Here is a 26,233-nt window from a genome sequence, read left to right as displayed (position 1 = left end):
ACGCGAAGTGATAGTTTGCGCGAGAATCCTGCTGCTGGGCGCAAGACAAGACCCCGCCAAGCCGCCCATGGGCCGGCAGGATCGCCACGCAGGTCGCGTGATGAGAGAATTTCAACTGTCGAATTGCTCGCGGCTGCGATCCGCCGTCCGGAGCAGGGTGCCGCCATTCCGGGGACGTGGTGCATGGGCAACGCAGGCGACGAGGACTCCAAGCGCAGCAGTCGCGCCGGTCCCCCGGCGGCCGCGAAGCAGGATTTGAACGGGATCGGCGCTGCATTTGCGCCAGGGATGATCGGAGCGCTGCTGTCGCGGATCTTCAACTGGTCGCGCAGCGGCGTCGGGCCGCGCCTGCTGGCCGCCGTGCTGCTGTTCTCCTCGATCGTCACGCTGATGCTGACCGCCCTTCAGCTCTATCTCGACTACGACCGCGAGGTCGGTGTCATCGAGACGCGGCTCGACGAGATCGGCCGCAGCACGACCGGCAGCCTCGGCGAGAGCCTGTGGAATCTCGACCAGAACCAGCTCAAGCTCCAGCTCGACGGCATCCTGCGGCTGCCCGACATCCGCGCCGCCGAGGTGCGCGAGATCGCCGATCGTCCCAATCCGATCCGTGTCGCGGTCGGTGAGCCGAGCACCCGCTCAGCCGTGACACGCGACTATCCGCTGTACTACAGCGTCCAGGGGACGTCACGCCCGATCGGCGTGCTCCATGTCGAGGCGACGCTGGCCGAGGTCTATCAGCAATTGCTGAACCGGGCCCTGGTCATCCTGGCAAGCCAGGCCGCGAAGACCTTTGTCGTCTCGCTGTTCATCATCTACATGTTCCATCTGCTGGTGACGCGGCATCTGGCCGCCATCGCCGAGTTCGTCGGCCAATACAGCCTGTCGCGGCCGCCGCCGCCTTTGCACCTCGAGCGCCGGCCGCCCCGCGATCCCGACGAGCTGGACAAGGTGATCGACGCCTTCAACGCGATGTGCGCGAACCTCGAGCGCGCCTATGGCGAGCTGCGCGAGGCCAACGCAAATCTCGAGCGCGACCTGAATATCCGCCGGCGCGCCGAAGAGGACGCGCGTGCCAGTGAAGAGCGTTTCCGCGACTATGCCGAGACCGCGTCCGACTGGTTCTGGGAGACCGGACCGGATCATCGCTTCACCTACGTATCCGACCGGGCCGGCGCCTTCGGCATGGACAACAAGGCGCTGGTCGGCAAGCACCGCACAGATGCCGCCTCCGACCGCGACGCCGAGCCTGAGAAATGGCGCGCGCACGTGGCGACCTTGGACCGCCACGAGCCGTTCCGGAAGTTCGAGTATCGCGGGCGCGACGTGGCCGGCCGCATGCATCATTTCAACGTCAACGGCCAGCCGATCTTCGCGGCGGACGGACGCTTCATGGGCTATCGCGGGTCGGCCACCGACCTCACGGTGCAGCACGAGGCCGAGGAGCGGCTGCGCCAATCCCAAAAGATGGACGCGATCGGTCAGCTCACCGGCGGCGTCGCTCACGACTTCAACAACGTGCTCACGGTCATCACCGGCACCATCGAGATCATCCAGGAGGGGCTTGCGGACAAGCCCGAGTTCGCCGCGATCGCACAACTGATCGACGATGCGGCGGCGCGCGGCGCCGAGATCACCTCGCAGCTCCTGACCTTCGCGCGCCGCCAGCCGCTGGAGCCCCGCGACATCGACGTCAACGCACTCGTGGTCGAAACCGCGAAGCTGCTCAAGCCGATCCTCGGCGAGCATATCGAGATCGTGACCCGGCTCGCGGACGACGCCTGGTCCGCGATGGCAGATCCGTCGCAGCTCTCGTCGGCGATCGTCAATCTCGCCGTCAATGCGCGTGACGCGATGCCGGGCGGCGGCCGGCTCACGCTGGAGACCGCAAACCGCGAGCTCGACGGCACCAGCGGTGCCGGCGACGGCGATGTCATGCGCGGCGCCTTCGTGATGATCGCGGTGGCCGACACCGGTCATGGCATCCCGGCAGATATCCGCGAGCGCGTGTTCGAGCCGTTCTTCACCACCAAGGGCGTCGGCCGCGGCACCGGACTTGGGCTGAGCATGGTCTACGGCTTTGCCCGCCAGACCGGCGGGACCGTCGTCATCGAGAGCGAGGAGGGGCGCGGCACGGTGATGCGGCTGTTCCTGCCGCGGTCGAAGGGCGAGGCGCCGGCCAGGACGGCGCCGGTTCAGCCGCCCGCGGCGGCACGCGGGCACGAGACGATCCTCGTGGTCGAGGACGATCCGCTGGTGCAGGGCTATGTCATCGCCCAGCTCGGCACCCTCGGCTATCGCACGCTCGCCGCCAGCGACGGCGCAGCCGCGCTTGCGCTGGTCGACCAGGGCGTCAAATTCGATCTCCTGTTCACGGACATCATCATGCCCGGCGGCATGAACGGACGGGAATTGGCCGAAGCCGTCCGGCTCCGCCGGCCGGGGGCGAGCGTGCTCTACACCTCCGGCTATACCGACGACACCATCGTCCACGAAGGACATCTCGATCCCGGCCTGGCACTGCTCAGGAAGCGGTACCGGAAATCGGAGCTGTCGCAGAAGATCCGCGAGGTGCTTGCAGGCAAGCCGCCGGCCTGAGCGGAGCTCATCCATGCAGGCGCCACCCACGAAAAAGGCGCGGCGGGGAGGCCCCGTCGCGCCCGATTTCTTGCTCGCTGGTCCAGGGCTGAGAGCGCCCCGATGCCAAGCCTTTCGTCAAAGCCTAGCGGGCGATCCCAGCGAGGTGACAGCGCTTGAGATAAGACACTGGATCACCTCCTTTCGTTGGTTTCGGGACTCTGAATATAGGACGAAATCCCGCCGCCGTTAAGGGGCGCCCCGGGGTGGGAACTAGAGAGCTGGCCCCGGTTGTTTGGACAGCGCCCCGCTGGATTTAAGTGGATTCCTGCCGGGTTATGCTGAACGCGGGGCTTTACGGTTTTGTCGTTGCGTCGGGAGGGCGTAGCCCGACCAGAGCGACGACAAAACCGTCGGCGACGGTCATGCGGCCATCACCATAGCTTGCGTGCCGAAGTAAGCCTCGTCGGGCGTGCGCCCGTCAAGGCTCGAGTGAGGGCGTCCCTGATTGTAGAAGGCCAGATACTTGGCAATTGACGCTCGCGCCTCGGACACGCTGTCGTAGGCGCGGAGATATACTTCTTCGTATTTGACCGTGCGCCAGAGCCGCTCGACAAACACGTTGTCGCGCCAGGCGCCCTTGCCGTCCATGCTGATGGCGATCTTCGCGTCCAGCAGCACATCGGTGAACTCGAGGCTGGTGAACTGGCTGCCCTGATCCGTGTTGAAAATCTCGGGCCTGCCGTGCTTCGCCAACGCCTCCTGGACCGCTTCGACGCAGAAGGCCGCCTCCATTGTGATCGAGACGCGATGGGCCAGGACCCGTCGGCTGAACACATCGACGACCGCCGCGAGATAGACGAAGCCACGCCGCATCGGAATGTAGGTGATGTCCATTGCCCACGCATGGTCGGGCCGCTCGATCTTCAATCCGCGCAACAGGTACGGGTAGATCTTGTGACCCGGAGCCGGCTTGCTCGTGTTCGGGCGACGATAGACCGCCTCGATCCCCATGCGCTTCATCAGCGTCGCGATGTGGCGGCGACCGGCGTATACGCCCTCCCGCCGCAGCAACGATCGCAGCATACGCGCTCCCGCGAAGGGATAATCGAGATGCAGCTCATCGAGCCGACGCATCAAGGCAAGGTCCTCGGCCGAAACTGGCCGAGGTTCATAGTAGACCGTGCTGCGAGCCAGCTTCAGGACCTTCGCCTGGCGCACGATAGAAAGATCATGATCGCGGTCGATCATCGCTTTGCGCTCAGCAGGCCCGCCTTGGTGAGCGCGCCGGACAAAAAATCGTTTTCCAACGCCAGCTCGCCGATCTTGGCATGTAACGCCTTCAAATCGACCGGCGTCTCGGCCGATGTCTTGTCATGCCCAAACACGCCGGCGGCGCCTTCCAGGAGCTGGTTTTTCCAGATCGTGATCTGGTTCGGATGAACATCAAACAGTTGCGCCAGCTCCGCCAGTGTCTTGTCGCCTTTGACCGCAGCCAAAGCAACCTTCGCCTTGAATGCCGGAGAATGCGTCCGGCGGCTCTTCTTCGTCATCTTCGCTCCTGATTCGCAGCAAGAATCCTCGCCGCTGTCAGGCAGAAAATCCACTCAAGCTACTGTCCGAATTTGCGGGGCCAGCTCTCTAGCCTGTCCGCAAGGCGGGAAAGTCCGGTCCGGAGCAGTTGAGACTGCCGCCCGGTCGTGTTAGGGAGCCAGTGATGCGGGTGTAGCTCAATGGTAGAGCAGCAGCCTTCCAAGCTGAATACGAGGGTTCGATTCCCTTCACCCGCTCCAAATTTTTCGAAGATTTTGCGAGAGGGGTCAGATTTCAGTCTGACAAATCGGCTGCTTTACACGTTCTGATGCTCGCTTCCCGATCGGCTGTTTCGCGTCTCTCTTGATAGCTTTCGTATTCCCCGCACTGGATAAGAACCGCGAAAGGCAACCAGTCAGAATCCCGGTTGGCGACCCCCCTCCTGGCCTTCGCCGGTGTGCGACCGGCTGAAGCGAGGCTAATTGGACCGGGCCACGCCGACCCGCCTGAAAATCCTGGGCATGGTCGCCCGGATCGTGTTCGCCGCCACGATGCTTGCGTTGCTGCCGCCACAGAGCGCTGTAAGGCCCTGGTGTTGCGCGGTCCGGAAATTTTTTCAAACCTGGCCAAGGATTCCGGCGTCTCGTTCGTCTCAATTCGTGAATGCCCGGAAAATCTCCTCCCGGCGCCCCGGCTTATGGGTGGAACTACTATGATAAAGCGCATGCGGTCGCGGTCCAGGACGGGACTGCCCGGGGGACCGGGTAACGGTCCCAATTGTTTTGCTCAATCCTGTCGGCTTTGAGGAAAGGGCATGGGGGGCGCCATTCAGCTTATGACCGCAGAGGTGACTGAGCCGCCGGATGGCGGCGCCACGGATGACGACCTCGTCAGTCTGGCCACGCAGGGCAACCGTGCTGCATTCGAAGCCTTGTTGCGGCGTCACTACGACCTGATGCACCGCGTTGCGTGGCGTATGACCGGCTCCCGGACTGACGCGCAGGACATTTGTCAGGATGTCTGCTGCGCGCTGGTGGAACGGATCGCTTCTTTCAGGGGGGAGGCGAAGTTCACAACCTGGCTGGTCGGTATCGTGCGCAACGCCTGCCATGACCACCATCGGCGTCATTCGACGTTGACGCGCCTGAAGGGCCATCTCGCCGTTCTTGCCGAAATGGCGGCGCCGCCGGATGGCCGGGATCTCTTTCGTCGCAGCTGGCTCGCGAGCGAGCTGGCGCGGCTTTCGCCGCTGCTGCGGGAAACGGTCGTGCTTGTGGTCGGCGAAGGCATGACGCACGCGGAGGCGGCGACAGCCCTGGGCGTCTCCGAGTCGACCATCTCCGGCCGCATGCACGAGGTGAGGCGACAGGCGGGTCTCGCGAAGGACATTGGCGATGAGTACTGATCACGACATCATGCGTTTGCCCGAGCCTCCGCCGCCTGCGCCGGACGCGCGTGCCTCGGCTGTGCAACAGGCGCTGCTGCGCTTCGATCAAAAAAGCGCCGAGGAAAAAAATGCCGACGACAGCCAAGGAATGCCGACCGACATCCGTCTCATCGAGCGAACCGCCGCGTCCTTGCGGCCGTTACGCGAGAGGACTGTCATGAAGCGTACGCGATATCTCCTGGCCGCCAGCCTGGCCTCCATTGTTGCCGGATCGGGCGCCTATCTCCATCTCATGCGGTCGCCGCAGTCGCAGGACGTCGCTGCACCCGTCGAACAGAAGGTGGCGAGCAACGACGTCGCTCAAGCTCCTTCGACAGTGCAAGCAAAGCAGGAAAGCGAAAGCCAGGCCCAGCCGCAAACGCAAACCCAAACCGCCACTCAGGCCGGAAAGCCCAGCCAGGAAGCCGCCGCGCCTTCGGCTGCCGCGGCGCCGCCTCCCGCCAAGCCGCGCGTGGAAAATCAGATCGCCGGCCGGTTCGCTCCTCAGGCATCTTCCACGGCGGCGCCCGGCCGGGTGCAGGGTCTCATGCCGGGGGCACCGTCAGAAATGTACGCTCTTAGAAGCCGGAACGATCAAATGCACGCGCGCGCGCCGTCTGCGCAGCTGCTGTCGCAGGTCGAAGTCCTTCGGGACCAGCGCGAGCACGCTCCTGCTGCGTCCGAGCCTGTCGGCCGCGACAAGTTTGCGAATGCGCCGGAAAACGCCTTCAAGCTCGCGCGCGATGCACCCGTCTCGACATTCTCCATTGATGTCGATACGGCGTCGTACGCGTTCGTCCGCGCACAGCTCAACCGCAATGTCCTGCCGCCGGCCGCGTCCGTTCGCACCGAGGAGCTGATCAATTACTTTCCCTATGCCTATGAAGCCCCCGCATCGGCGAGCGAACCGTTCCGGGCCAACGTTGCCGTGTTTCCGAACCCCTGGGCGGAAGGCCGCAAGCTCATTCGCATTGGCGTCAAAGGTTATGCGCTGCAACAGACGAGCCGACCGCGCGCGAATCTCGTCTTCCTGATCGATACATCGGGCTCGATGGGGCCGCAGAACCGGTTGCCGCTCGTGAAGCAGTCGCTCGCCATGCTCGTTACCCAGCTGAAACCCGAGGACTGCATCGCGATCGTGACCTATGCCGGAAATGCCGGCACGGCGCTCGAGCCCACTTCCGTGTCCGAGAAAGCGAAAATCCTGGCGACGATCGATCGGCTCGAGGCGGGTGGCAGCACGGCGGGTGCCGAAGGCATCAGGCAAGCCTATGCGCTTGCAGAGCAGAATTTTGACGCCAGCGGCGTCAATCGTGTCATCCTCGCCACCGACGGCGACTTCAATGTCGGAATTACGAACAAGGATGAATTGAAAGGTTTCGTCGAGCGTCAACGTGAAAAGGGCATTTTCCTGTCCGTGCTCGGCGTTGGTGCCGGCAATTACAACGACGCGCTGGCGCAGACGCTGGCGCAGAACGGCAACGGCGTCGCTGCCTACATTGATACGATCAACGAGGCACGCAAGGTGCTAGTCGAAGAGGCAAGTTCGACGCTGTTTCCGATCGGCAAGGATGTGAAGATCCAGGTCGAGTTCAATCCGGCAACCGTCGCCGAATATCGCCTCATCGGCTACGAGACGCGACTTCTCAATCGCGACGATTTCTCAAATGACAAAGTCGATGCCGGCGACGTCGGCTCGGGGCAAACCGTGACGGCGCTCTACGACATCGTGCCTGTCGGCGGGCCTCGCGTGGTCGACGATCTCAGATACGGTGCGCAAGCCCCGGCGAGCGACTCACCGTCGCCGGCCGAATATGCCTTCGTCAAGATCCGCTACAAGCTGCCGCGATCCGATCAAAGCGTGCTGGTCAGCACCCCCGTCGATCGCGCATCGGAACATGGCCGCTTCGAGGACGCGCCACTCGATGCCCGCTTTGCAACCAGTGTTGCCGCGTTCGGCGAGATTCTACGTGGCGGAAAGCACACCGGCCGGTTCGGCTATGACGACGTGCTCCGTATCGCCTCGGCCGCGCGCGGCGACGATCCTTACGGCTATCGCTCCGAGTTCCTTCAGTTGGTGCGCGCGGCCAAAACTGCGAGCGCGATGCAGCCGCTGCGACCGTGATCACTCTTCGATTTAGGCCAGCGCGCCCATTCCGGCATCGATAGGAAGCGGAGCAAAGTTGCCTCCGCTTCCGGGCCTCCCAACGCGATGCGAAGCCATCAAGGCGGAAAATTTCGTGCCGCCACAGCTCGCTGGATGGTAGCGCTTAGGCGGTGTCAACGCCGTGTGCCACATCCAAACCAGAAAGCGGACGCGTGAATTGTCACCAAGAGACTCGCGCTCTCGGCTCACACGCGTCGATCCTCACGAGGGCGTGATGTAACTGATCGCCGACCGTCGCCGAATTCAGAACCAGGGGGCTTCTCAATCCGTCCCGCCCGTGGAATTTTGCGGCCATGAAATTTCGAGCTGTCATGTCCTGAAGCACAGCATGGCGGTCGTCGTCCTGCCGTTTCTGCTGATCGCGGCGCTGGCGCTCATCAGCATCGGTTCGGCGCCGGTGTCGCACTGGGACCGAATGGTTGCGGGTGACGCGTGGTTGGAATGTCTGGTGTCGATCCCGATCATCGCCATTGTGCCATTTGCGCTAACGATGTGGGCGGTGCGTCAGGCGGCACCGACCGACCTGCGCCGCGCAGGGGCGTTCGCCGGTCTTGTCGCTGGCAGCATCAGCGCAGTGGGCTACGCGCTTCACTGCACCGACGATTCGCTGCCCTTTGTCGCGCTCTGGTATGGTGGAACGATCGTGGTGTGCACTCTGGCGGGGGCCGCGCTCGGGCCGCGGCTACTGCGGTGGTGAGGTGTTGCGTCAATACCGACGTCGAACTCGATACCGCGACAAATGCGTGCGGCGATATCAGAGTCGATAGCTCGCGTCCCGATCGAACGCCGCGCAAACTGCTCGACGTCAGCCGTCTCGCCAAGCTCGGCTGGCGTGCCACGACCTCGCTTCACGATGGCTTGAAGTGCGCCTATGCGGCGTATCAGGCCGGCGCGCCGGTGGCGGCGCGAGAGTAGGAACCTTCACCGCAAGCAAGAGTTGGCCGGTCGGGTAGGGCGAAAAGCCACACGAGGCCGACCGTGCAACAAGCCGTGCGCGTGCGCTCCACCGCGCAAATCGCGGGTCATCCGATGCTGTCGCCATCGACAAGACTGGCGCACTGCTCTTCGCCGACGACAGCGGCAACACCGTGTGGCGGGTGACGGCGGCCCATCCGCAGGTCACGCAGCGCTGGATATCGAGGAGTTGCACCATGGGCCTTGCTCAATACGCGATCGTGCCGGTCGAGGACGAATGGGGCGTGCTGCATGACGGCGACGTCAAAAGCAAATACGCGACCAAGGAAGCCGCGTTCGAGTCCGCGGTCGCTGCCGCCTCCCTGGCGATCCGTCAGGGGCATGAGGTGCATGTCAGCGTGCCCGGTCGCGAAGCCGGCGAGAATGCGCTGGGAAGCTAGGGATACGATCAAGCCCGTGCGCTTGTGATCCTGAGCGAGTACCGCGCCACGACTGCGCATCATCCCTACGTGAACAAGATCCGCTAACCTGTTTCCGGCCGTCGCCACGCCACCCTGATCCTTCCTACTGACCGACGATGGCGTCGATTTCCTCTTTCAGGAGGGCGCCGTAATGTTCGAGGACGCCCGGCGTCAGCTTGGCGCAGAGCAGCGTGAAACTGAGCGCCGCGCCCGGCTTTTCGCCCGGCGTCATGATCGGCAATCCAACTCCGGCAATGCCGGGAATGAGCTCGCCCACATCCACCGCGTAACCGCGGCGACGGGTGTCGGCGATCAGCTGTCGAACCTTGTTCTCGGTGAGGTTGCGATAGGACGCGTAGCGCCCGAGGTTGGCGCGGATGATGTAGTCCTGCTCGTCCTCGTCCAGGAATGCGAGCATTGCGATCGAGCCCGGGCCCACGCCGAGGGGGACGAAGCCGCCGATCGATCCCGTCAGCGTCGGCACGATGCATTCGCCGTCGCGCCGGTCGAGACAAACGGAATCGTGGTTGAAGCGGGCCATCAGATGGGTCGTGTCGCCGGTGCGGCGCCTGAGCCGGGACAGCGCGATCTCGCAGCGGCTGATGATGCCGGGGCCGCGAGCCGCGCGGACGCCGTAGATCGCCATGCGTGCACCCAACCTGTAGCGCCGTTTTTTGTCGTCGCGGGCAAGCAGCTTGTGACCGACCAGCGTGTTGAGGATGCGGTGACAGGTGGCGGTGTTTAGCCCGGAGCGGGCCGCCAGGTCCTTGAGCGATAGGCCCTCGACGCCGCCATCGGCGACGAGATCCAGCAGGATGACGGTCCGGTCGAGCAACTGGGCTCCACCGGAGGGCGGTTGGGCGATCACCGGCATATAATCTCACATCATGAAAAAAGCGGTCTCAATAACTTGTACATTGAGAAGGATGCGTCTCCAATGATGAAAATTAGGTCGCTTGAGATTGATGCATATTTTTTGAGCGACCTGATTTCTGCATTCGCAAAGCTGATGGCTGACGCGGCGCTGTGGCAACAGCGCTGGAAGGCCGTGATTTATCCAGAGGAACAGGATGACAGGCTTCAAAACGATGATGGGCGTTTCCGCTGTTGCGCTCGCTGCCATTTTCGCTGGTAGCGCCGCCGTGGCGGGCACGCTTGAGAACGTCAAGGCGCGCGGCAAGCTCGTCGTCGGCGTGAAGAATGATTACGTGCCCTATGGTTTTCTGAACGACAAGGGCGACATCGTCGGCTTCGAGGTCTCGCTTGCGAAGTACGTTGCCAAGGAGCTCCTTGGCTCCGAGGACAAGATCGAGCTCGTGCCTGTCGTCGCGTCCAATCGCATCGAATTCCTGACCGCCGGCCGCATCGATGCGATCTTCGCCACGCTCGGCGTCACGGCCGAGCGCGCCAAGGTCATCGACTTCACGACGGAATACGTTTCCGCTGCCGGCCCGTCCGTGCTGGCGGCCAAGGAAGCGACGGTCTCCAAGTGGGAAGAGCTGAAGGGCAAGTCGGTCTGCGGTATCCAGGGCTCCTACTACAACAAGAAGATGACCGAGGAATTCGGCATCAATCTCGTGGCCTTCAAGACCCAGCCGGAAGCCTATCGCGCGTTGAAGGACAATCGTTGCATCGGCTTCGTCTTTGACGACATGACGCTTCAGCAGAAGCTCAAGGAGCCCGATTGGGCGAGCTACAAGATCGCGGTGGCGCCGTATGAATTCCAGCCGATGGCCGGCGGCCTCCGCAAGGGAGACACGGAATTCCACGAAGCCGTCGACAAGGCCATCGCGAAGGCCGAGGCCGAAGGCAAGCTGATTGCGTGGGAGACCGAGTTCGGCATGCCGCACTCCGACTACATCGCCGCGCGGGCGAAGGCTGCGGTCGCGAAGAAGAACTGACGCACACGGAGCGGCCTTTGTTCGGACTCGACTATTCCTGGCTCGCGGATCCTGCGTACCAGCAATGGCTGCTGACCGGTGTTGTCAACACGCTGAATCTGGCGGCGCTCTCATCGGCGGCCGCCATCCTCATCGGGATGCTCGGGGCCCTCGGGCTCACGCTGCGGATTTTCTGGCTCGATGCCCTGATCGAGCTGTTCGTCGAGGTGTTCCGCAACACGCCGCCGCTGTTGCAGATGTTGTTTGCCTATTTCACCTTCTCGAACCTCGGCCTCAGGGTGACCGATCCGTCGACGGGATTATCGGTTCCGCTTCTCAGTGCCTTCGCCTGTGCTGCGATTTCGCTCAGCCTCTTCGGCGGGGCGCTGGCGACCGAAGCCTTCCGCTCCGGCATCGAAACCATGCCGCGGTCGATCATCGATGCGGCGCGGTCGCTGGGGTACGGCCGATGGGCCCGCTTCTGGCGCATCGAGGCGCCGATCGCCACCCGCATCTGCCTGCCGGGACTGACGAACATCCTGACCAACCTCTTCAAGACGACGTCGCAGGCATCCGTCATCACCGTGCCGGAACTGATGTACTACGCCGGGCAGATCTACAATGACACGTTCCGCACGCTGGAGGTCATGATTCTGGTCCTCCTCATATATGTGGTGCTGGTGTCGATCCTCACATTTGCAATGGCGAGGCTCGAAGCCTTCATGGCCTTCCCAGGTTACGGGAGGGGGCATTGATCGCGGGCTCCATGCTCTCCTATGACGGAAAGAAGCGCGCCGTTCTGCTGCTGATCGCCTTTGGCGTGGCCGTCTGGATCGGGGTCGATGCGGCGGCGGGCGGCTCGGCGCACTGGAGCCGCGTGCTGGCGCGGCTTCCTCTGCTTCTCACCGGCTCGGCATCCGGCTGGCCGATCACGGGCGGCTTTGCCCTCAATATCATTCTCTCGATCGCCTCCATGGCACTGGCGACGGTGCTCGGTACGATCATGGGTCTTGCGACGCTCGCCAGGTTCGGACCGATCCGGGTCCCGTCTCTTCTGCTGATGAATTTCCTGCGCAATTCACCCTGGCTCGTTCTGCTTTTTGCAACGCTCTATTTCCTGCCGTTTGAGATGCATGTCTTCGGCACGACCATTGCGTTCCCGCCATTCGTGAAGGCCGTGATTGGCCTTGCGCTGCCGACGGCGGCGAATTTCTCCGAGGTGATCCGGGGCGCCGTTCAGTCCATTCACAGCGGTCAGTGGGAAGCGGCACGTTCGCTCGGCTATGGCACCGGCCAGATCTATCGCCACGTGATCATGCCACAGGCGCTGCGGCGCATGATCACGGGCTGGATGAATTCCTACGCGTTGCTGATGATCGCGACAGCGCTCGCCACGGTGACCGGTATCCAGGACGTGCTGACAATTCTGAATACTTTGCTCGCCATGGAGAACGAGCGCGTGATCGTCTACTTCTATTTGACCATCCTCTTCCTGTTCATCGCCTATTGCTATCCGATCGCGGTCGTCGCGCGCCGGTTGGAACGCGCCGTGAAGGGAGAAAGCCTGTGAACCGCATCGACGCGCTGATCGAGCTCGACAACGTCCGCAAGTCCTTCGGTGACGTCCCTGTTCTCAAGGGCATTTCGATGTTCGTGCAGAAGGGCGAGGCAGTCTGCATTATCGGTCCTTCCGGGTCGGGAAAGTCCACCATTCTGCGCTGCATCAACGGCCTGATTCCCGTGGACGAAGGCTTTGTCCGCGTCGGCGCACACCGTGTGCATGAAATGAGGTCGGAAAAGCAGATGCGGGTGCTGCGCCATCAGGTCGCGATGGTGTTCCAGCAGTACAATCTTTTCCCGCATCGTACGGCACTGGAAAACATCATGATGGCGCCGATCCAGGTTCTCGGACACGATCGCGCCGAAGTCGAGGAGCGGGCCCGCAAGCTCCTGAAGAAGGTGCGGCTCTCGGAGAAGGCGGACAGCTACCCGGGGCAGCTGTCCGGCGGCCAGCAGCAGCGCGTGGCAATCGCCCGCGCACTCGCGATGCAGCCGGAAGCGATCCTGTTCGACGAGGTGACGGCTGCGGCGTTGGAAAACGATTTTTGAGCACAACTGGCAATACGTTCATATCAGCGGCGGAGACGACGAAGCGGGAATGCGCTTGAGTTGGACGTTAGTGATTTCGCCAGTCTCTTTGCTGACCTCGTGCAACTGGAAAACATGCGGCTCTCTGACAAGCCAAGGATCGCAGAGCGAAAGCCGAAGCGAAACCAGTCAATCAAATGGGAGCGAGCGCTTCGTTCGGATAACAGGCGGCGTCATCCAGATATCCGAACACGACTTCCACATCATCTCCACACGCGCGCGCCCCCTTGCTAATCGCTCGCGTCAGTTTCGCCCGAACAAGAACGTCATTACGCTGCTGCGCGCGTAGATAGCCAGCTTGCCATTGCCCCCCAAGTCGCAAAGGCTCGCGCGCGGAGCTCTGGTCGCAGCGCATGTACAAGGCGCAGTTCGATCCCGAAACGGTAAAGGACGTGCTGTTCGCGATCCGCGAACTGGTGGAGGAGGGCCTCACCTGCATTCTCGTGACGCACGAGATGAAGTTCGCCCGGGAAGTCTCGCAACGCGTTTGTTTCACCGATCGTGGTCTGATCGTGGAAAGTGCGCCTCCTGCGGAACTCTTCGACAATCCGCGAGACCCGCGCACGCGCGAATTCCTCGGTCAGGTTCTCTGATCGCACCACCGGGGCGGACGCGCTGCGTGGTGCGGCCATCCCACGTGCAATGAAAATGAAAGGTGAGCCGGAAGGCCCAATACATCATGCCTCGTTTTGACGACATCTACGCCAAGGACTTCAAGGAGACGCCTTACTGGTGGGAGGCCGCGGAACCGGAGACCGATCTCGATCCGCTGCCGGAGCGAGCCGACGTCGTGGTCATCGGCTCGGGCTATGCCGGGTTGAATGCAGCGACTCGTCTGGCGCGCGCCGGGCGCTCTGTCGTCGTCATCGACGGTGACCGGATCGGGGAGGGAGCCTCGACGCGTTCGGGCGGGATGGTGTCGAGTGGCCAGAAGCTGGTGGTTAGTGGTGCGATCAAGGGAATCGATCCCGTGCTCTTCTCGCGCCTGATCGGCGAGAGCAACGAGAGCTTCGAGTATCTGAAGATGCTGGTCGAGACGGAGAAGCTGGATGCGGGGCTTGCGCTCAGCGGCCGCTTTTTCGGCGCCCACGCCGCGGGCGATTACGAAACCCTGAAGCGGCATGGCATGCTTCTGGCGGAACAGACCGGCGTGACCGTACATTTCCTCGATCGCGCGCATCAGCGATCGGCGATCGGTTCGGACTATTATCACGGCGGCATGGTGATCGACGAATATGGCGGTCTGCATCCGGGCAAGTATCACAAGGCGCTGCGCGACCGGGCGCGCGCCGCCGGCGTCATGCTGCGCTCGCATGCGCGCGCGGGTATGGTGCAGGATGGTGCGAAAGGAGAGAAGATCGTGCCGACCGCTCGAGGTGCCATCCGGGCTGCCCACGTGGTCGCAACCACGAACGGTTACACCGCCGCCGATGCGACGCCTGGCCTCGCCAGCCGTATCGTGCCGGTCAAGAGCTATCAGATTGCCACCGCGCCGCTGCCGGCCGATCTCCTGGCCGAGCTCGTTCCGCAGGCCCGCATGGTGTCCGACACACGCCGTGATTTGATCTACGCCAGGCCGTCGCCTGACGGGACACGGCTTCTGTTCGGTTCACGCCCGGGCGTCTTCGACATGCCCGACAAGCTGGCCGCGAAGCGGCTTTATGCGCGCATGCTGGCCATCTGGCCGCAGCTTGCGGGCGTGAAGATCACTCATGCCTGGAGCGGGCGCGTGGCCATGACCGTCGACAAGATAGCCCATCTCGGGGCTCGCGACGGCGCGGATTTCGCGGCTGGTTGCAATGGCAACGGCGTCGCGCTGATGACCTTTCTCGGCTACCAGACAGCACGCAAAATTCTCGGCGAGCAGAACATGCCATCGGCCTTCGATCGCGAGACATTCACGGCCGTGCCCTTCTATTCTGGCAAGCCCTGGTTCGTGCCGCTCTTTGCCGGCTGGTATCGCCTGCGCGATTTCCTCGACCGTCCGGGACACTGAGCCCGGGCGGCACATCCGGCCCGGCTCGCCTTCCGCGTACCCGTTTCAAGGAGGACCACGTGTCCAGGATTATTCCCGATCTTGTCGTCGCGCCGCAGGAGCTGCCTGCGTATGTGGACGTCGTCGTGATCGGCGGCGGCATCATCGGCGTGTCGACCGCGCTTTCGCTGGTTGAGCGTGGCGTCTCCGTTGCCCTGTGCGAAAAGGGATTGATCGGAGCAGAGCAGTCGTCGCGAAACTGGGGCTGGGTACGCCAAATGGGGCGCGATCCGGCCGAGTTGCCGCTCGCGATCGAGAGTGTTCGGCTCTGGCGCGGCATGAACGAGCGTATCGGCGGCGAAACCGGCTTTCGGCAGGCCGGCATCGCCTATCTCTGCGACACGGATGCCGACGTTGCGATGTATGACGAGTGGTTGAAACACGCCAAGTCTTTCGATCTCGACTCTCGCTTCGTAAGGGGCGAGGCGCTGAAGACGCTCATGCCGGGTATGGCGAAACCGTTCCGTGCCGCGCTGCATACGCCGAGCGACGGCAAGGCGGAGCCGTTTATCGCCGTCCCTGCAATCGCGCGCGGCGCGGCCGCGAAAGGGGTGCATATCCTCACCAACTGCGCGGTCCGTTCCATCGAGCGATCGGCGGGCAGGGTGAGCGGCTGTGTCACCGAGCGCGGCGAGATCCGCTGTTCGTCCGTCGTGCTGGCGGGAGGGGCTTGGTCGCGCCTCTTCGCCGGCAACATGGACATCGATCTTCCGGTCCTGAAGATCCTCGGCAGCGTCGCCCGCGTTTCTTCGATCGAGGGCGTTCCGGATTTTGCCGTTGGTGCGGGCAACTTCGCTTTCCGCCGCCGTCTGGATGGCGGGTTCACCGTCGCCCAGCGCAACGCGAACGTCGCCCCGATTACGCCGGACAGTTTCCGATTGTTCTGCGACTATACGCCGACGCTCATCAAGAGCTGGAACGAACTGACGCTTCGCATCGGCGGTCAGTTCGTTCGCGAGGTGAAAATGGCCCGCAGCTGGAAGAGTGATGAGGTTAGTCCTTTCGAGCATGTCCGCATTCTTGATCCCGATCCGTCGCTGCGGTTCGTCCATGGCGGCGTCACCCATCTGTGCGAAGCCTTCCCGGCGTTCCGCGACGCCAAGATCACGCAAATGTGGGCTGGCCTGATGGATGTCACGCCGGATGCCGTTCCAGTTATCGCTCCGGTCGGCTCCGTTCCAGGCTTCTATCTCGCGACCGGCTTCTCGGGCCACGGCTTCGGTATCGGTCCTGGCGCCGGCGCCCTGATGGCCGATCTCGTGACCGGTTCGACGCCTTGCGTAGATCCCGCACCCTTCCGGATGGAGCGCTTCAAGCGCTTGAAGAGGGCCGCCTGATTTTTGATGCCCACGCCAAACAAGGTGTAGTCGTCACGGGAGCTCTTCTCGTGGCAGACGGCGGCGGCCGGTCTCCCACACACAGTCGCGCTGTCTGATGCGGGCAATCTTGCTGGCATGGGAGAAGCGAGCCCAGCGTGCGCTTGTGGCGAAAAGCGTGTTTTGAACGGACGGTCTGAAAATATCTGGTCGTCTCTGCGTCGGATGTCGACGACGCGTCTCCGCCGGAGCGCTGCTGATCGGCGCACAATCGCCAACTCTGTTCAAGTCCGGCGAAAATAACATCATGTTAGGTTTATCGCATAACTGGGTAATTGTGTTAGCCCGGCGAAAGCCTATTGTCGCGACCAATCGGATACCCATCGGCAGTGACAAGCGCTCGCGGAAGTCGGCAGAGCGCCCGGAGAATGCTGCCCAATTTCTAGCGAAGCCCGACAACGGGACGTCAGCAAACCCAGTGGAGGAATTTTCTGCGATGACCACGACTCGCACGATCCGTCACATGAGTCAGTCCAGGAAGGCCGCTGCCAGCGGCTGGATCGGTTCGGCTCTCGAATATTATGACTTCTTCATCTACGCGACCGCCGCGTCGCTGATCTTCCCGCAAATCTTCTTCCCGTCGGAAAATCCCACCGTCGCCATCGTCGCATCGCTGGCGACCTATGGTGTGGGATATGTGGCCCGGCCGATCGGGGCTTTCGTTCTCGGACATTGGGGCGACACCCATGGCCGCAAGACCGTTCTCATCGTCTGCATGTTCCTGATGGGCATCTCGACGATGGCGGTGGGTTTTCTACCGACCTATCAGCAGGTCGGCATCCTGGCGCCGATCCTGCTCGTCATCCTGCGCCTTGTGCAGGGATTTGCGGTGGCCGGTGAAATCTCCGGCGCGAGCTCGATGATCCTGGAGCATGCGCCGTTCGGCCGGCGCGGCTTCTATGCCAGTTTCGCCCTTCAGGGCGTGCAGGCCGGACAAATCCTCGCGGCAGCCGTGTTCCTGCCGCTGGCGGCCTACATGCCGACCGACGCATTCAATAGCTGGGGATGGCGGATTCCGTTCCTGCTCAGCTTCTTCGTCATTGTCGCAGGCTACATCATTCGTCGCGAAGTCGACGAAACCCCTGCCTTTGCGCAAGAGGGCGCACGGGGAGAAACGCCGCGGTCGCCCATTGTTCAGGCCATTAAGCTGAGCTGGCGCGACATGCTCAGGGTCATCTGCATGGCTCTGATGAACGTCATCCCGGTCGTTGCGACAGCGGCCTACGCGGTGCAGCCGGCCTATGGCATCGGTTTTGCCAAGGACGTCTATCTGTGGATCCCGGTCCTCGGAAATATGCTGGCCATATTCGTCATTCCCTTCGTCGGCAATCTCTCCGACAAGGTCGGTCGCAAGCCTCCGATCATCGTGGGCGCGCTGCTCTCAGGCTTGCTTGCCTTCGTCTATCTCTATGCCATCAGCATCAGGAATGTGCCGCTGGCGATCCTGGTGTCGCTGCTGATGTGGGGCGTCGTCTATCAGGGCTACAACGCGATCTTCCCGAGCTTCTACCCGGAGCTGTTTCCGACCCGCACGCGGGTGTCGGCGATGGCGATCTCGCAGAACATCGGAACGACCATCACCGCGTTGCTTCCGGCCCTGTTTGCGACCGTGGCGCCTCCCGGCTCGGACAATATCCCCTTGACGGTGGGAGCGATCGCCTTCGGTATCACTGTCATCGCGGCGCTGGCGGCCGTCACGGCCCGGGAGACCTTTCGGGTCAGTATCGACGATCTCGGCAATCCCAAGGCCGTTCCGATGCCGCGGGCCGACTATGAGCGGCAGCGTGCGGAGGCGGCGAGCGGTGCGGCCGCAATTCCGACCTGAAGGGCACGCAAGGAGCCTGCCGCTGCGATCGATGATGTTTGCAGCGGCAGGGCTCGATGCGTTACGAGATTGCCAATTTGAATCTTTGTGCGCGCAAGCGCGATCATCATGAGGTCAAGGGATGAACCCCGTTGTTGTTGCTGTCGCCATCACCGGCTCCGTTCCGCGCAAGAAGGACAATCCCGCGGTGCCGATCTTGCCGTCCGAGCAGATCGAGTCGACGCAGGAGGCCTTCGAGGCCGGCGCCGCGCTTGCCCATATCCATGTTCGCAACGATGACGAGACGCCGTCCTCCGACCCCGCGCGCTTCGCGCAGGTGCAGGAGGGGATCAAAAAGCATTGTCCGGGGATGATCGTTCAGTTCTCGACCGGCGGGCGGGGCCGCGATCCCTCGGCGCGGGGATCATCGCTTTATCTGAAGCCGGACATGGCCTCGCTGTCGACAGGATCGGTGAACTTTCCGACGATCGTCTATGAGAACGGCGCCGCCCTGGTCGAGACTCTCGCGACCGGCATGAAGACAAATGGCATCCGCCCGGAAATCGAGATCTTCGATCTGTCGCATCTACACGGTGCGCGGCGTCTGATCGAGGCAGGGCTGATGGACTCGCGTCCGCACGTGCAATTCGTCATGGGCGTCAAGAACGCGATGCCCGCCGACGAGCATGTCCTCGACATCCTCCTGGGAGAGCTGAAGCGGCTGATCCCGAAAGCGACGTGGACGGCGGCCGGGATCGGACGCCATCAGGCCGAGGTCATGGGCTGGGCGCTTGCGCGCGGCGCCGACGCGGTGCGCACCGGGCTCGAGGACAATATCAGGATCGACAAGACCCGCCTGGCCGCCAGCAATGCTGAGCTCGTGACCATCGCCGGCGAGGCTGTCGCGCGCCACGGCCGGCGCGTCGCGACCGCGGCCGAGGCGCGATCCTTGCTCGGGCTCGCGGGGTAGGGGCTACTGCCTCCTGCTGACATGCTCCCGGCCGTCTTCTGCCATTCGGCGGCCGGCGTTCCGCTGCGCCAAGACTTCCGTTATCAAGGTTCCCGCTATGACGTGTCTGTGCGCACGCATGCAGCTGGGGCAGGCGACGATCGGAATGCGGTTCTTGAAATCTGACGGCAGGCTCATCGGGGTCCTGCTGGTGCTTGCAATCACCCAGCTCATTGGATGGGGCACGATCGGCCTTCCGCCGATCGTGGGCCGCGACCTCGCGGCCGATCTGGGCATGAGCCTCCCGATGGTGTTTGCGGGCACCTCGACGCTCTATGTCACCATGGGCCTTTGCGCGCCTTGGCTAGCGAAGGCTTTTGCGCGGCACGGCGCACGCAAGGTGATGATGGTGGGCACCGTCGTGGCCGTGCCGGGCTATGTCCTTCTGTATTTTGCGCACGAGCCGATGCTCTATTTCGTGGCCTGGGTCATCCTCGGCATGGGCAGCAGCGCCACGCTGTCGACCGGCGCCTATATCATGCTCAACGAGGTCGCCGGGCGACAGGCCAAGAGCGCGATTGGCGCGCTCATGCTGGTGACGGGACTGTCCGGCAGCATCTTCTGGCCGACCACCTCGTTCCTGAGCGGCCATTTCGGTTGGCGCGGCACCTGCCTCGTCTACGCCGCCATGCTGTTTCTCGTTTCGCTTCCGCTTTATGCTTTCGCAACTCCGCGCCGGGCCGTCGCGAAGGAGGGGGGCACCGCTCCCGCAACACAGGCCAATGCGCTGTCGATTCCGCGGAGCACGTTCGGCCTCGTCGTCGCCGCGATCACCGTCAATGCCTTCGTCACTTTCGGCCTGAGTGCCGTTTTCATCGAATTGCTGCGGGCCGAGGGGCTAGCGCCGGCGCAGGCGATCGCCTTCGGCTCGATGCTCGGCGTGATCCAGGTCAGCGCCCGCGGGCTCGATTTCCTCGGCGGCGGGCGCTGGGACGGCATCACGACGGGGCTTGTCGCCGGCACGGCGCTGCCCGTTGCCATGCTGCTCTTGATGCTGAGCGAGGGGGCGACCTGGGCGGTCGCGGTCTTCATCCTGCTCTATGGCGCCGGCAGCGGTGCCATGGCGGTGGCGCGGGCGACGATACCGCTGGTGTTCTACGATCAGGCCGAGTTCGCCAAGGCGTCGTCGATGATCGCGCTGCCGCTCAATCTGGCCTCCGCGATCTCGCCGCCCGTTCTTGCCGGCCTGCTCACCCAGTTCGGCAGCCGCGGCGCGCTCGGTCTCACCTTCGTCTGTTCCTGCGCAGCGGTGCTGATCCTGGTTCTGCTCGGCCGCCGCCGACCGCAGGTGGCCGCAGCCGGTGTGGTGTGAGGTCGGCGGCACGTCGGTTGCCGCGAGTTGCCGGTCGCTTCCTATTCGTTTTCACCGAGTGTCGCCCGGCCGCCACAGCAAAAGCGGGGGGAACCCGCTAGAGTTGGAATCGTCAATCCGATGGGCTGGAATTTGCAATGAAACGCACGCTGATCTGCCTCGCCGCGCTGGCCTGCTCCGCCGTCGCTGCGGATGCTGCCGACTTGCCCGTTAAGGCAGTGCGCTCTGTCGCCGTGTCACCCTTCGCATGGACTGGCTTCTATGCAGGTGTCCAAGGTGGTTACGCGTGGAGCCCGGATCGCACTGTCGAATTCTTCTTGGGCGGGCCTCCGACCGGCTTCACGCATGGGTTCCGCGCGGACGGCGGCTTCGGCGGTGTCCATGTGGGCTACAACCATCAATTGGACAGACTCGTTGTTGGCCTTGAGGCCGATGTAGACGTGGGCCCGGTGAACGGCGGATTTAACATCCCGTTTTTCCGATACGACGCGCGCAAGGAGTGGGAGGCCTCCGTTCGCGGACGGCTCGGCTTTACACCGACTGAGCGCCTGCTGCTCTATGTGACGGGTGGCTTGGCGTTCACCGAGCTGAAGTACCGGTGGACGTCGACATTGGCAGTTCCCACGGTGGATGCCGACATTTCGAAGACCGGATGGACCGCAGGCGTCGGCGGAGAAGCGGCGCTGACCAATCGGGTTACGGCGCGCCTGGAATATCGCTGTAGCGATTTCGGCACGTCCCGCTTCGACTGGCCCGACGTCGGCGCGAGCTACGAGCAGCATCCTCGCTTCCAGTCCGTGCGCGGTGGAATCAGCGTCAGGTTCTAGCCGTCATCAGCGGCGCGGATCGCCGTGGCGGAGCGCCGGCGCAGGCGCGATAGCCGTGGCGCGGAAATTCGCCCGCCGCAGGGCCGCTCCTGCTGCCGGGCGATGGATAGCCGTATGCCCCGAACGCAGTGCTCAGAACTCCAAAATGGTGTATCCGCAGGGAGCGCGGCCAGGGCTTAAGGCCGCCGCGCCAATATCAGTTCCCGGAGGAAATCGACATGTCGGCCTTGCCGCTCTCAGGCATCAAGATCCTTGATCTCACCCGCGTGCTTGCCGGGCCCCTGTCGGCCCAGATGCTGGGCGATCTCGGCGCGGAGGTGATCAAGATCGAGCGGCCGGGCACCGGCGACGACGCGCGCGCCTTCGGCCCGCCTTATCTGACCGACCCCGAGGGCAAGGCCAACAACAACAACTCGTTCTACCTTTGCGCCAACCGCAACAAGAAGTCGGTCACCGTCAACATCGCCAAGCCCGAGGGGCAGGCGATCATCCGCGCGCTCGCCAAGGACGTCGACGTCTTTATGGAGAACTACAAGGTCGGCGATCTCAAGCGCTATGGCCTCGACTACGAGACGATCAAGGCGATCAACCCCGGCATCATCTATTGCTCGGTGACCGGCTTCGGCCAGACCGGCCCCTACGCGCCGCGTGCCGGCTATGACGCGATCCTGCAGGCGATGGGCGGCCTGATGAGCGTCACCGGCCATATCGACGGCGAGCCCGGCGAGGGTCCGATGAAGGTCGGCCCGTCTATCGTCGATTACATGACCGGCATGAACACCTCGATCGGGATTCTCTCGGCGCTGTACCATCGCGACGCCAATGACGGGCAGGGACAGCACATCGACGTCTGCCTGTTCGATACCGTCATCGCATCGCTGTCGCACTGGCTGCAGATCTACCTCGTCAACGGCAAGATGCCGCCGCGCCGCGGCACCTGGGGCAATGGCGGCATGCCGGCCGGCGTATTCCGCTGCACCGACGGCGAGCTGATGCTGGTGGTCGGCAATGACGGCCAGTTCCAGCGCACCTGCGCCGTGCTCGGCGAGCCCGAGCTCGCCAACGACAAGCGCTTCGTCAAGAACAACGACCGCGTCGTGCACGGCAAGGAAATCATGGCGATCTTTGCCGGCCTGTTCCTGAAGCAGCCGGTGGCCTACTGGTTGGACAAGCTGGAGGAGGCCGGCGTGCCGTCGGGCCCGATCAACAATTTCGAGCAGGTGTTTTCCGATCCGCACGTCCAGTCGCGCGGCATGCGGGTGAAGGTCGACCATCCGTTCGAGCCCGATCTCTCGCTGATCCGCAACGCGCTGACCCTCTCGGAGACCCCGATCAAGAACTACCGCGCCCCGCCGCTGCTGGGCGAGCACACCCAAGAGGTGCTCGGCGGCAAGCTCGGCTATGATGCCGGCAAGATCGAGCAGCTGAAGCAGCAGGGGATTATCTAGCTTCGCTTCCTGATCCTCCCAGGGGCGTGCCGGCGAAGACCAATGCTGGCGCGCATGCGAAAGCGATCCTGACCAGCCTGGGAGCGACGGTTGCGACCGCGGACGACGCGCGCGCCATGTTCGGCCTTGCCTGAGGCTTGCGCGCAATCCCCAGATAAACCCGGTCCGTACTCGCACAGGCTTCCGCTTTGCGCGCGACTCTGATGCCATCCTCCCCACGTAAGTCCGGGAGGGAACGAATGTCCTACACGATCGGGTTTCAGGCCAAGAACCAGAAGGCAGTTCTGGCAACCGAGGCAGCAACGGCCAATCAGGCCGTCGCCATCATTGCAGCGCTGCGGCAAAGCGCCGACGAGATAAAGTTCATCCGCTCGCCGCAGGAAGGCGAGATGGGCATCGAGATGCTGCTGCTGCTCGCCAAGGAAGAGGCAGAGGAGATGCCGCAGCGGGTCTAAAGCATGATCCGGAAAAGTGCGTAGCGGTTTTCCCTCGCGACAAACGCGGAACGCGTTTGCGCGGAGATCATGCTCAAGCAAAAACTAGAGCGCGATCTCATCGCGCTTTAGGCCTGCAACCACACTTCGAGCTTTAGCGAAGCATGCCGGCTGCAGAATAATGTAGCAAGGCGCCAGTCTCGCTCGAACCGAAGGTGGCCGCCGATGAAACGCGAAGCGCTCCGCGTCGAACCGATCTCGTCCTTTCTCGACCGCGTCAAGGCGCCGACCTCGCCGGTCACGCGCGCCGGCAACATGATCTTCGTCGCCGGCCTGCCGCCGTTCGACCCCGAGACGGGCGAGATCGGGGAGATGCCAATCGCGCGGCAGAGCGAGATCATCATGGAGCAGATGAAGCTCTGCCTCGAGACGGCAGGCGCCTCGCTCGACAATGTCATGAAGTGCAACGTCTACTGCACCTCGACCAAACACTTCGCCGTCTTCAACGCGATCTATGCGCGCTATTTCCCGATCCATCCGCCGGCGCGCATCTTCGTCTGCACCCCGGAATGGTTCGGCCCCTTCGACGTCGAGATCGACTGCATCGCGATGATGTGAGGGACTGGCGGTTACTTTACCTCTCCCCGTAAGAACGGGGCGAGGGAGCGCAGCGCCGGCGTGGCTACGGTTATTTGACTAACGTGCGACAACCCGTGACGGCGCCTTCGTCTCGGTCCGCCCCGCCGTCAGCGCCATCGTCGCGACGCTGACGACGCGCGCGACGACGTCCTCGACGTCGTCGAGATCGCATTTGCCTTCCGACAGCTTCGTCAGCCGCTCGCTCTCGCGGATGGTGTGGTGCGCCATGGCGAGCGCGAAGTTCAGGCCCCAATAGATATCGATGTCGCTGCGGTCGGGCAGGGAGCGCCGCATGGCGCCTGCGAATTTCCGCAGATGGTCGATCTCGCGGTTCTTGATGCGGCGGATCGGCGGCACGGATTCGATCGAGGCGCGGATCATGAAGCGCGCCGCGGTGGAGCGCTGGTTTTCCGGACCCAGGCAGCCGCGCAAGGTCGGGCCGACCAGCGCGCGCAAGATCACCTCGATCGGCGCGCGACCGCCGCCTTGCTCTTCCGCGGCCTTCAATTCGCGCAGGCGTTCGCGGTTGGTGGCGATCGAGCGTGAGACGAACAGCTCTGCGATCAATTCGTCCTTCGAGCCGAAATGATAATTCACCGCCGCGAGGTTGACGTTGGCCTCCGCGACGATGTCGCGCAGCGTCACGTCGCCAAAGCCGCGATCGGCATAAAGCCGTTCGGCGGCGGCGAGAATGGCAGACCTCGTATGATCGCTGGCCATGGATGCCCCTCGGGGAGGGAGTTGCAATTCAAACACTTGTATGAAACTATCGTTTGAAGGCCGGAGAAAGTCAATCCGCAATCGAGACTCGTTCGCAGCGCGCGGACGGGTTCCGAAGCGTCCGCAGGCATTCGTGCTTGCGGACCGCGTGCGGCGGGAGGACAGTCCGGCGCAAAACAGCTTTGCAAAGAGAGACCGAGGAGCGTCCCATGGATTTCGATCTGTCCCCCAAGCAGAAGGAATGGCTCGACCGCGTGCAGTCGTTCATGACCAAGCACGTGCGTCCGGCGGTGCCGATCTATAACGAGCAGGATCACAGCGGCGAGCGCTGGAAGGTCATTCCGGTGCTGGAGGACCTCAAGAAGAAGGCGAAGGCCGAAGGCCTCTGGAACATGTTCATGCCGCCGAACGAGCATGAGGACGATGAATTCCGCGGCGCGGGATTGACCAATCTCGAATACGCGCTGCTGTCGGAGCAGATGGGCCACATCTCCTGGGCTTCGGAAGTGTTCAATTGTTCGGCGCCCGACACCGGCAACATGGAAGTGTTCATGCGCTACGGCTCCAAGGAGCAGAAGCGCAAATGGCTGCGTCCGCTGATGGACGGCGAGATCCGCTCGGCGTTCCTGATGACGGAACCGGCGGTCGCCTCGTCCGACGCCACCAACATCGAGACCAGCATCGAGAAGGATGGCGATCACTACGTCATCAACGGTCGCAAATGGTGGTCGTCCGGTGTCGGAGATCCCCGCTGCAAGATCGCGATCCTGATGGGCAAGACCGATTTCAAGGCGGCCAAGCATCAGCAGCAGTCGCAGATCCTGGTTCCGCTCGACACCCCCGGCATCAAAGTCGAGAAAATGCTGCCGGTGTTCGGCTTCGACGATGCGCCGCACGGCCACGCCCAGGTGCTGCTCGAGAATGTGCGCGTGCCGAAGGAGAACATCCTGCTCGGCGAGGGCCGCGGCTTCGAGATCGCGCAGGGCCGCCTCGGTCCCGGCCGTATTCATCACTGCATGCGCACCATCGGCAAGGCCGAGGAAGCGCTGGAGAAGATGGTGAAGCGTCTGATGTCGCGCACCGCCTTCGGCAAGAAGATCGTCGAGCACAGCGTGTGGGAGCAGCGCATCGGCGAGGCCCGCACCAACATCGAGATGACGCGTCTTCTCTGCCTCAAGGCCGCCGACATGATGGACAAGGTCGGCAACAAGACCGCGCAGGCCGAGATCGCCATGATCAAGGTCGCAGCACCCAACATGGCGCTGAAGATCATCGACGAGGCGATCCAGGCCTTTGGTGGCGCGGGCGTTTCGGACGAAGCGGGTCTTGCCAAGGACTACGCCGGTATCCGCACGCTGCGGCTCGCCGACGGTCCGGACGAGGTGCACAATCGCGCCATTGCCAGGCTCGAAGTTCGGAAGTATGCCAACTCTCCCAGTCATTAAGAGGGAGGGCCGCGCGGCGCTCCCTATCTGAAGAAACGACAGGGCATGATCCGCATTCGGAATGACCGCTTGACGCA

The 26,233-nt window shown here is 63.2% G+C and carries 22 protein-coding genes, 1 tRNA gene and 3 pseudogenes; 23 read left to right on the top strand and 3 right to left on the bottom strand.

The genetic code is table 11. The features are described 5' to 3' along the window. The first annotated feature begins 183 nt into the window (after positions 1 to 183). The gene (locus J4G43_RS32590; RefSeq protein WP_208087458.1) at positions 184 to 2,598 is read left to right on the top strand and encodes an ATP-binding protein; all 2,415 of its coding nucleotides are present in this window, start codon (positions 184 to 186) and stop codon (positions 2,596 to 2,598) included. A 402-nt stretch (positions 2,599 to 3,000) separates the two neighbouring features. Here J4G43_RS32590 and J4G43_RS32585 read toward each other — a convergent pair. Continuing rightward, a protein-coding gene (locus tag J4G43_RS32585; protein ID WP_129557670.1) for an IS3-like element ISRj2 family transposase occupies positions 3,001 to 4,130 on the bottom strand; the annotation gives its coding sequence in 2 pieces (ribosomal slippage) (positions 3,001 to 3,878 and positions 3,878 to 4,130; 1,131 coding nt in all). 166 nt (positions 4,131 to 4,296) lie between these two features. On the opposite strand from J4G43_RS32585, the gene J4G43_RS32580 reads away from it, so the two are divergent. The 6 genes and pseudogenes from J4G43_RS32580 to J4G43_RS32555 all read left to right on the top strand — a co-directional run bounded on the left by J4G43_RS32580 (position 4,297) and on the right by J4G43_RS32555 (position 9,058). After that, positions 4,297 to 4,370, top strand: a tRNA-Gly gene (locus J4G43_RS32580). A 554-nt stretch (positions 4,371 to 4,924) separates the two neighbouring features. After that, a complete protein-coding gene (locus J4G43_RS32575; protein ID WP_208087457.1) occupies positions 4,925 to 5,515 on the top strand; it encodes an RNA polymerase sigma factor in 591 nt (196 codons plus the stop codon). Beyond that, positions 5,505 to 7,661 (top strand): vWA domain-containing protein, encoded by a 2,157-nt coding sequence (locus tag J4G43_RS32570; protein ID WP_225005248.1) that lies wholly within the window; start codon positions 5,505 to 5,507, stop codon positions 7,659 to 7,661. The genes J4G43_RS32575 and J4G43_RS32570 overlap by 11 nt, the downstream gene beginning before the upstream one ends. Before the next feature lie 382 nt (positions 7,662 to 8,043). Further along, positions 8,044 to 8,400: pseudogene (locus J4G43_RS32565) on the top strand (DUF1109 domain-containing protein); the annotation flags it as partial. Positions 8,401 to 8,450: 50 nt separating this feature from the next. After that, positions 8,451 to 8,618: pseudogene (locus J4G43_RS32560) on the top strand (GDP-L-fucose synthase); the annotation flags it as partial. Positions 8,619 to 8,854: 236 nt separating this feature from the next. Then, positions 8,855 to 9,058 carry a hypothetical protein gene (locus J4G43_RS32555; RefSeq protein ID WP_063986285.1) on the top strand — a complete coding sequence of 68 codons (204 nt, stop codon included), beginning with the start codon at positions 8,855 to 8,857 and terminating at the stop codon, positions 9,056 to 9,058. A 124-nt stretch (positions 9,059 to 9,182) separates the two neighbouring features. Here the strand turns inward: J4G43_RS32555 and J4G43_RS32550 are convergent, their stop codons facing one another. Then, positions 9,183 to 9,953, bottom strand: coding sequence for an IclR family transcriptional regulator (locus J4G43_RS32550; protein ID WP_208087455.1), 771 nt, complete (start codon positions 9,951 to 9,953; stop codon positions 9,183 to 9,185). A 63-nt stretch (positions 9,954 to 10,016) separates the two neighbouring features. Here J4G43_RS32550 and J4G43_RS32545 point away from each other — a divergent pair, with 63 nt between their 5' ends. The 15 genes and pseudogenes from J4G43_RS32545 (at position 10,017) to J4G43_RS32475 (ending at position 23,970) form a co-directional block, all read left to right on the top strand. Then, entirely contained in the window at positions 10,017 to 10,214 is a 198-nt protein-coding gene (locus J4G43_RS32545; protein ID WP_208089620.1) for a hypothetical protein, read from the top strand. Between the two features lie 7 nt (positions 10,215 to 10,221). Next, positions 10,222 to 10,980, top strand: a complete 759-nt coding sequence (locus tag J4G43_RS32540) for a transporter substrate-binding domain-containing protein (protein ID WP_224517324.1) — start codon at positions 10,222 to 10,224, stop codon at positions 10,978 to 10,980. A gap of 17 nt (positions 10,981 to 10,997) precedes the next feature. Beyond that, positions 10,998 to 11,714, top strand: coding sequence for an amino acid ABC transporter permease (locus J4G43_RS32535; RefSeq protein WP_208087453.1), 717 nt, complete (start codon positions 10,998 to 11,000; stop codon positions 11,712 to 11,714). Continuing rightward, on the top strand, positions 11,711 to 12,529 hold the full coding sequence (locus tag J4G43_RS32530; protein ID WP_225005245.1) for an amino acid ABC transporter permease: 819 nt from the start codon (positions 11,711 to 11,713) through the stop codon (positions 12,527 to 12,529). The genes J4G43_RS32535 and J4G43_RS32530 overlap by 4 nt, the downstream gene beginning before the upstream one ends. Next, positions 12,526 to 13,047: pseudogene (locus tag J4G43_RS32525) on the top strand (amino acid ABC transporter ATP-binding protein); the annotation flags it as partial. The gene J4G43_RS32530 and the pseudogene J4G43_RS32525, both read left to right, overlap by 4 nt. Before the next feature lie 413 nt (positions 13,048 to 13,460). Further along, complete coding sequence (locus J4G43_RS32520; protein WP_408581369.1) at positions 13,461 to 13,700, top strand: ATP-binding cassette domain-containing protein; 240 nt, start codon at positions 13,461 to 13,463, stop codon at positions 13,698 to 13,700. A 197-nt stretch (positions 13,701 to 13,897) separates the two neighbouring features. Further along, the gene (locus J4G43_RS32515; protein ID WP_249814664.1) at positions 13,898 to 15,103 is read left to right on the top strand and encodes an NAD(P)/FAD-dependent oxidoreductase; all 1,206 of its coding nucleotides are present in this window, start codon (positions 13,898 to 13,900) and stop codon (positions 15,101 to 15,103) included. Positions 15,104 to 15,162: 59 nt separating this feature from the next. After that, the gene (locus J4G43_RS32510; protein ID WP_208087451.1) at positions 15,163 to 16,479 is read left to right on the top strand and encodes an NAD(P)/FAD-dependent oxidoreductase; all 1,317 of its coding nucleotides are present in this window, start codon (positions 15,163 to 15,165) and stop codon (positions 16,477 to 16,479) included. A 475-nt stretch (positions 16,480 to 16,954) separates the two neighbouring features. Beyond that, positions 16,955 to 18,343 (top strand): MFS transporter, encoded by a 1,389-nt coding sequence (locus J4G43_RS32505; RefSeq protein WP_208087450.1) that lies wholly within the window; start codon positions 16,955 to 16,957, stop codon positions 18,341 to 18,343. A 121-nt stretch (positions 18,344 to 18,464) separates the two neighbouring features. Then, positions 18,465 to 19,292 (top strand): 3-oxoadipate:acetyl-CoA acetyltransferase, encoded by an 828-nt coding sequence (locus tag J4G43_RS32500; RefSeq protein ID WP_208087449.1) that lies wholly within the window; start codon positions 18,465 to 18,467, stop codon positions 19,290 to 19,292. A gap of 145 nt (positions 19,293 to 19,437) precedes the next feature. Next, positions 19,438 to 20,643: an MFS transporter gene (locus J4G43_RS32495; RefSeq protein WP_208087448.1), complete on the top strand. Its 1,206-nt coding sequence runs from the start codon at positions 19,438 to 19,440 to the stop codon at positions 20,641 to 20,643. A 137-nt stretch (positions 20,644 to 20,780) separates the two neighbouring features. After that, entirely contained in the window at positions 20,781 to 21,470 is a 690-nt protein-coding gene (locus J4G43_RS32490; RefSeq protein WP_208087447.1) for an outer membrane protein, read from the top strand. A gap of 218 nt (positions 21,471 to 21,688) precedes the next feature. Further along, positions 21,689 to 22,918: a CaiB/BaiF CoA transferase family protein gene (locus J4G43_RS32485; RefSeq protein ID WP_208087446.1), complete on the top strand. Its 1,230-nt coding sequence runs from the start codon at positions 21,689 to 21,691 to the stop codon at positions 22,916 to 22,918. A gap of 239 nt (positions 22,919 to 23,157) precedes the next feature. Continuing rightward, positions 23,158 to 23,373, top strand: coding sequence for a hypothetical protein (locus tag J4G43_RS32480; RefSeq protein WP_208087445.1), 216 nt, complete (start codon positions 23,158 to 23,160; stop codon positions 23,371 to 23,373). Positions 23,374 to 23,577: 204 nt separating this feature from the next. Then, positions 23,578 to 23,970 (top strand): RidA family protein, encoded by a 393-nt coding sequence (locus J4G43_RS32475; RefSeq protein ID WP_208087444.1) that lies wholly within the window; start codon positions 23,578 to 23,580, stop codon positions 23,968 to 23,970. 78 nt (positions 23,971 to 24,048) lie between these two features. Here J4G43_RS32475 and J4G43_RS32470 read toward each other — a convergent pair whose 3' ends face one another. Next, positions 24,049 to 24,711, bottom strand: coding sequence for a TetR/AcrR family transcriptional regulator (locus J4G43_RS32470; RefSeq protein ID WP_208087443.1), 663 nt, complete (start codon positions 24,709 to 24,711; stop codon positions 24,049 to 24,051). Positions 24,712 to 24,920: 209 nt separating this feature from the next. Between J4G43_RS32470 and J4G43_RS32465 the strand changes: the two genes are divergently transcribed. Beyond that, entirely contained in the window at positions 24,921 to 26,156 is a 1,236-nt protein-coding gene (locus J4G43_RS32465) for an acyl-CoA dehydrogenase family protein (RefSeq protein WP_208087442.1), read from the top strand. Positions 26,157 to 26,233 lie beyond the last annotated feature (77 nt).

Source organism: Bradyrhizobium barranii subsp. barranii (assembly GCF_017565645.3).
In the GTDB taxonomy this organism is placed as follows: domain Bacteria; phylum Pseudomonadota; class Alphaproteobacteria; order Rhizobiales; family Xanthobacteraceae; genus Bradyrhizobium; species Bradyrhizobium barranii.
The sequence above is the reverse complement of the archived record's forward strand: the minus strand, read 5'-3'. Positions and strand labels throughout refer to the sequence as shown.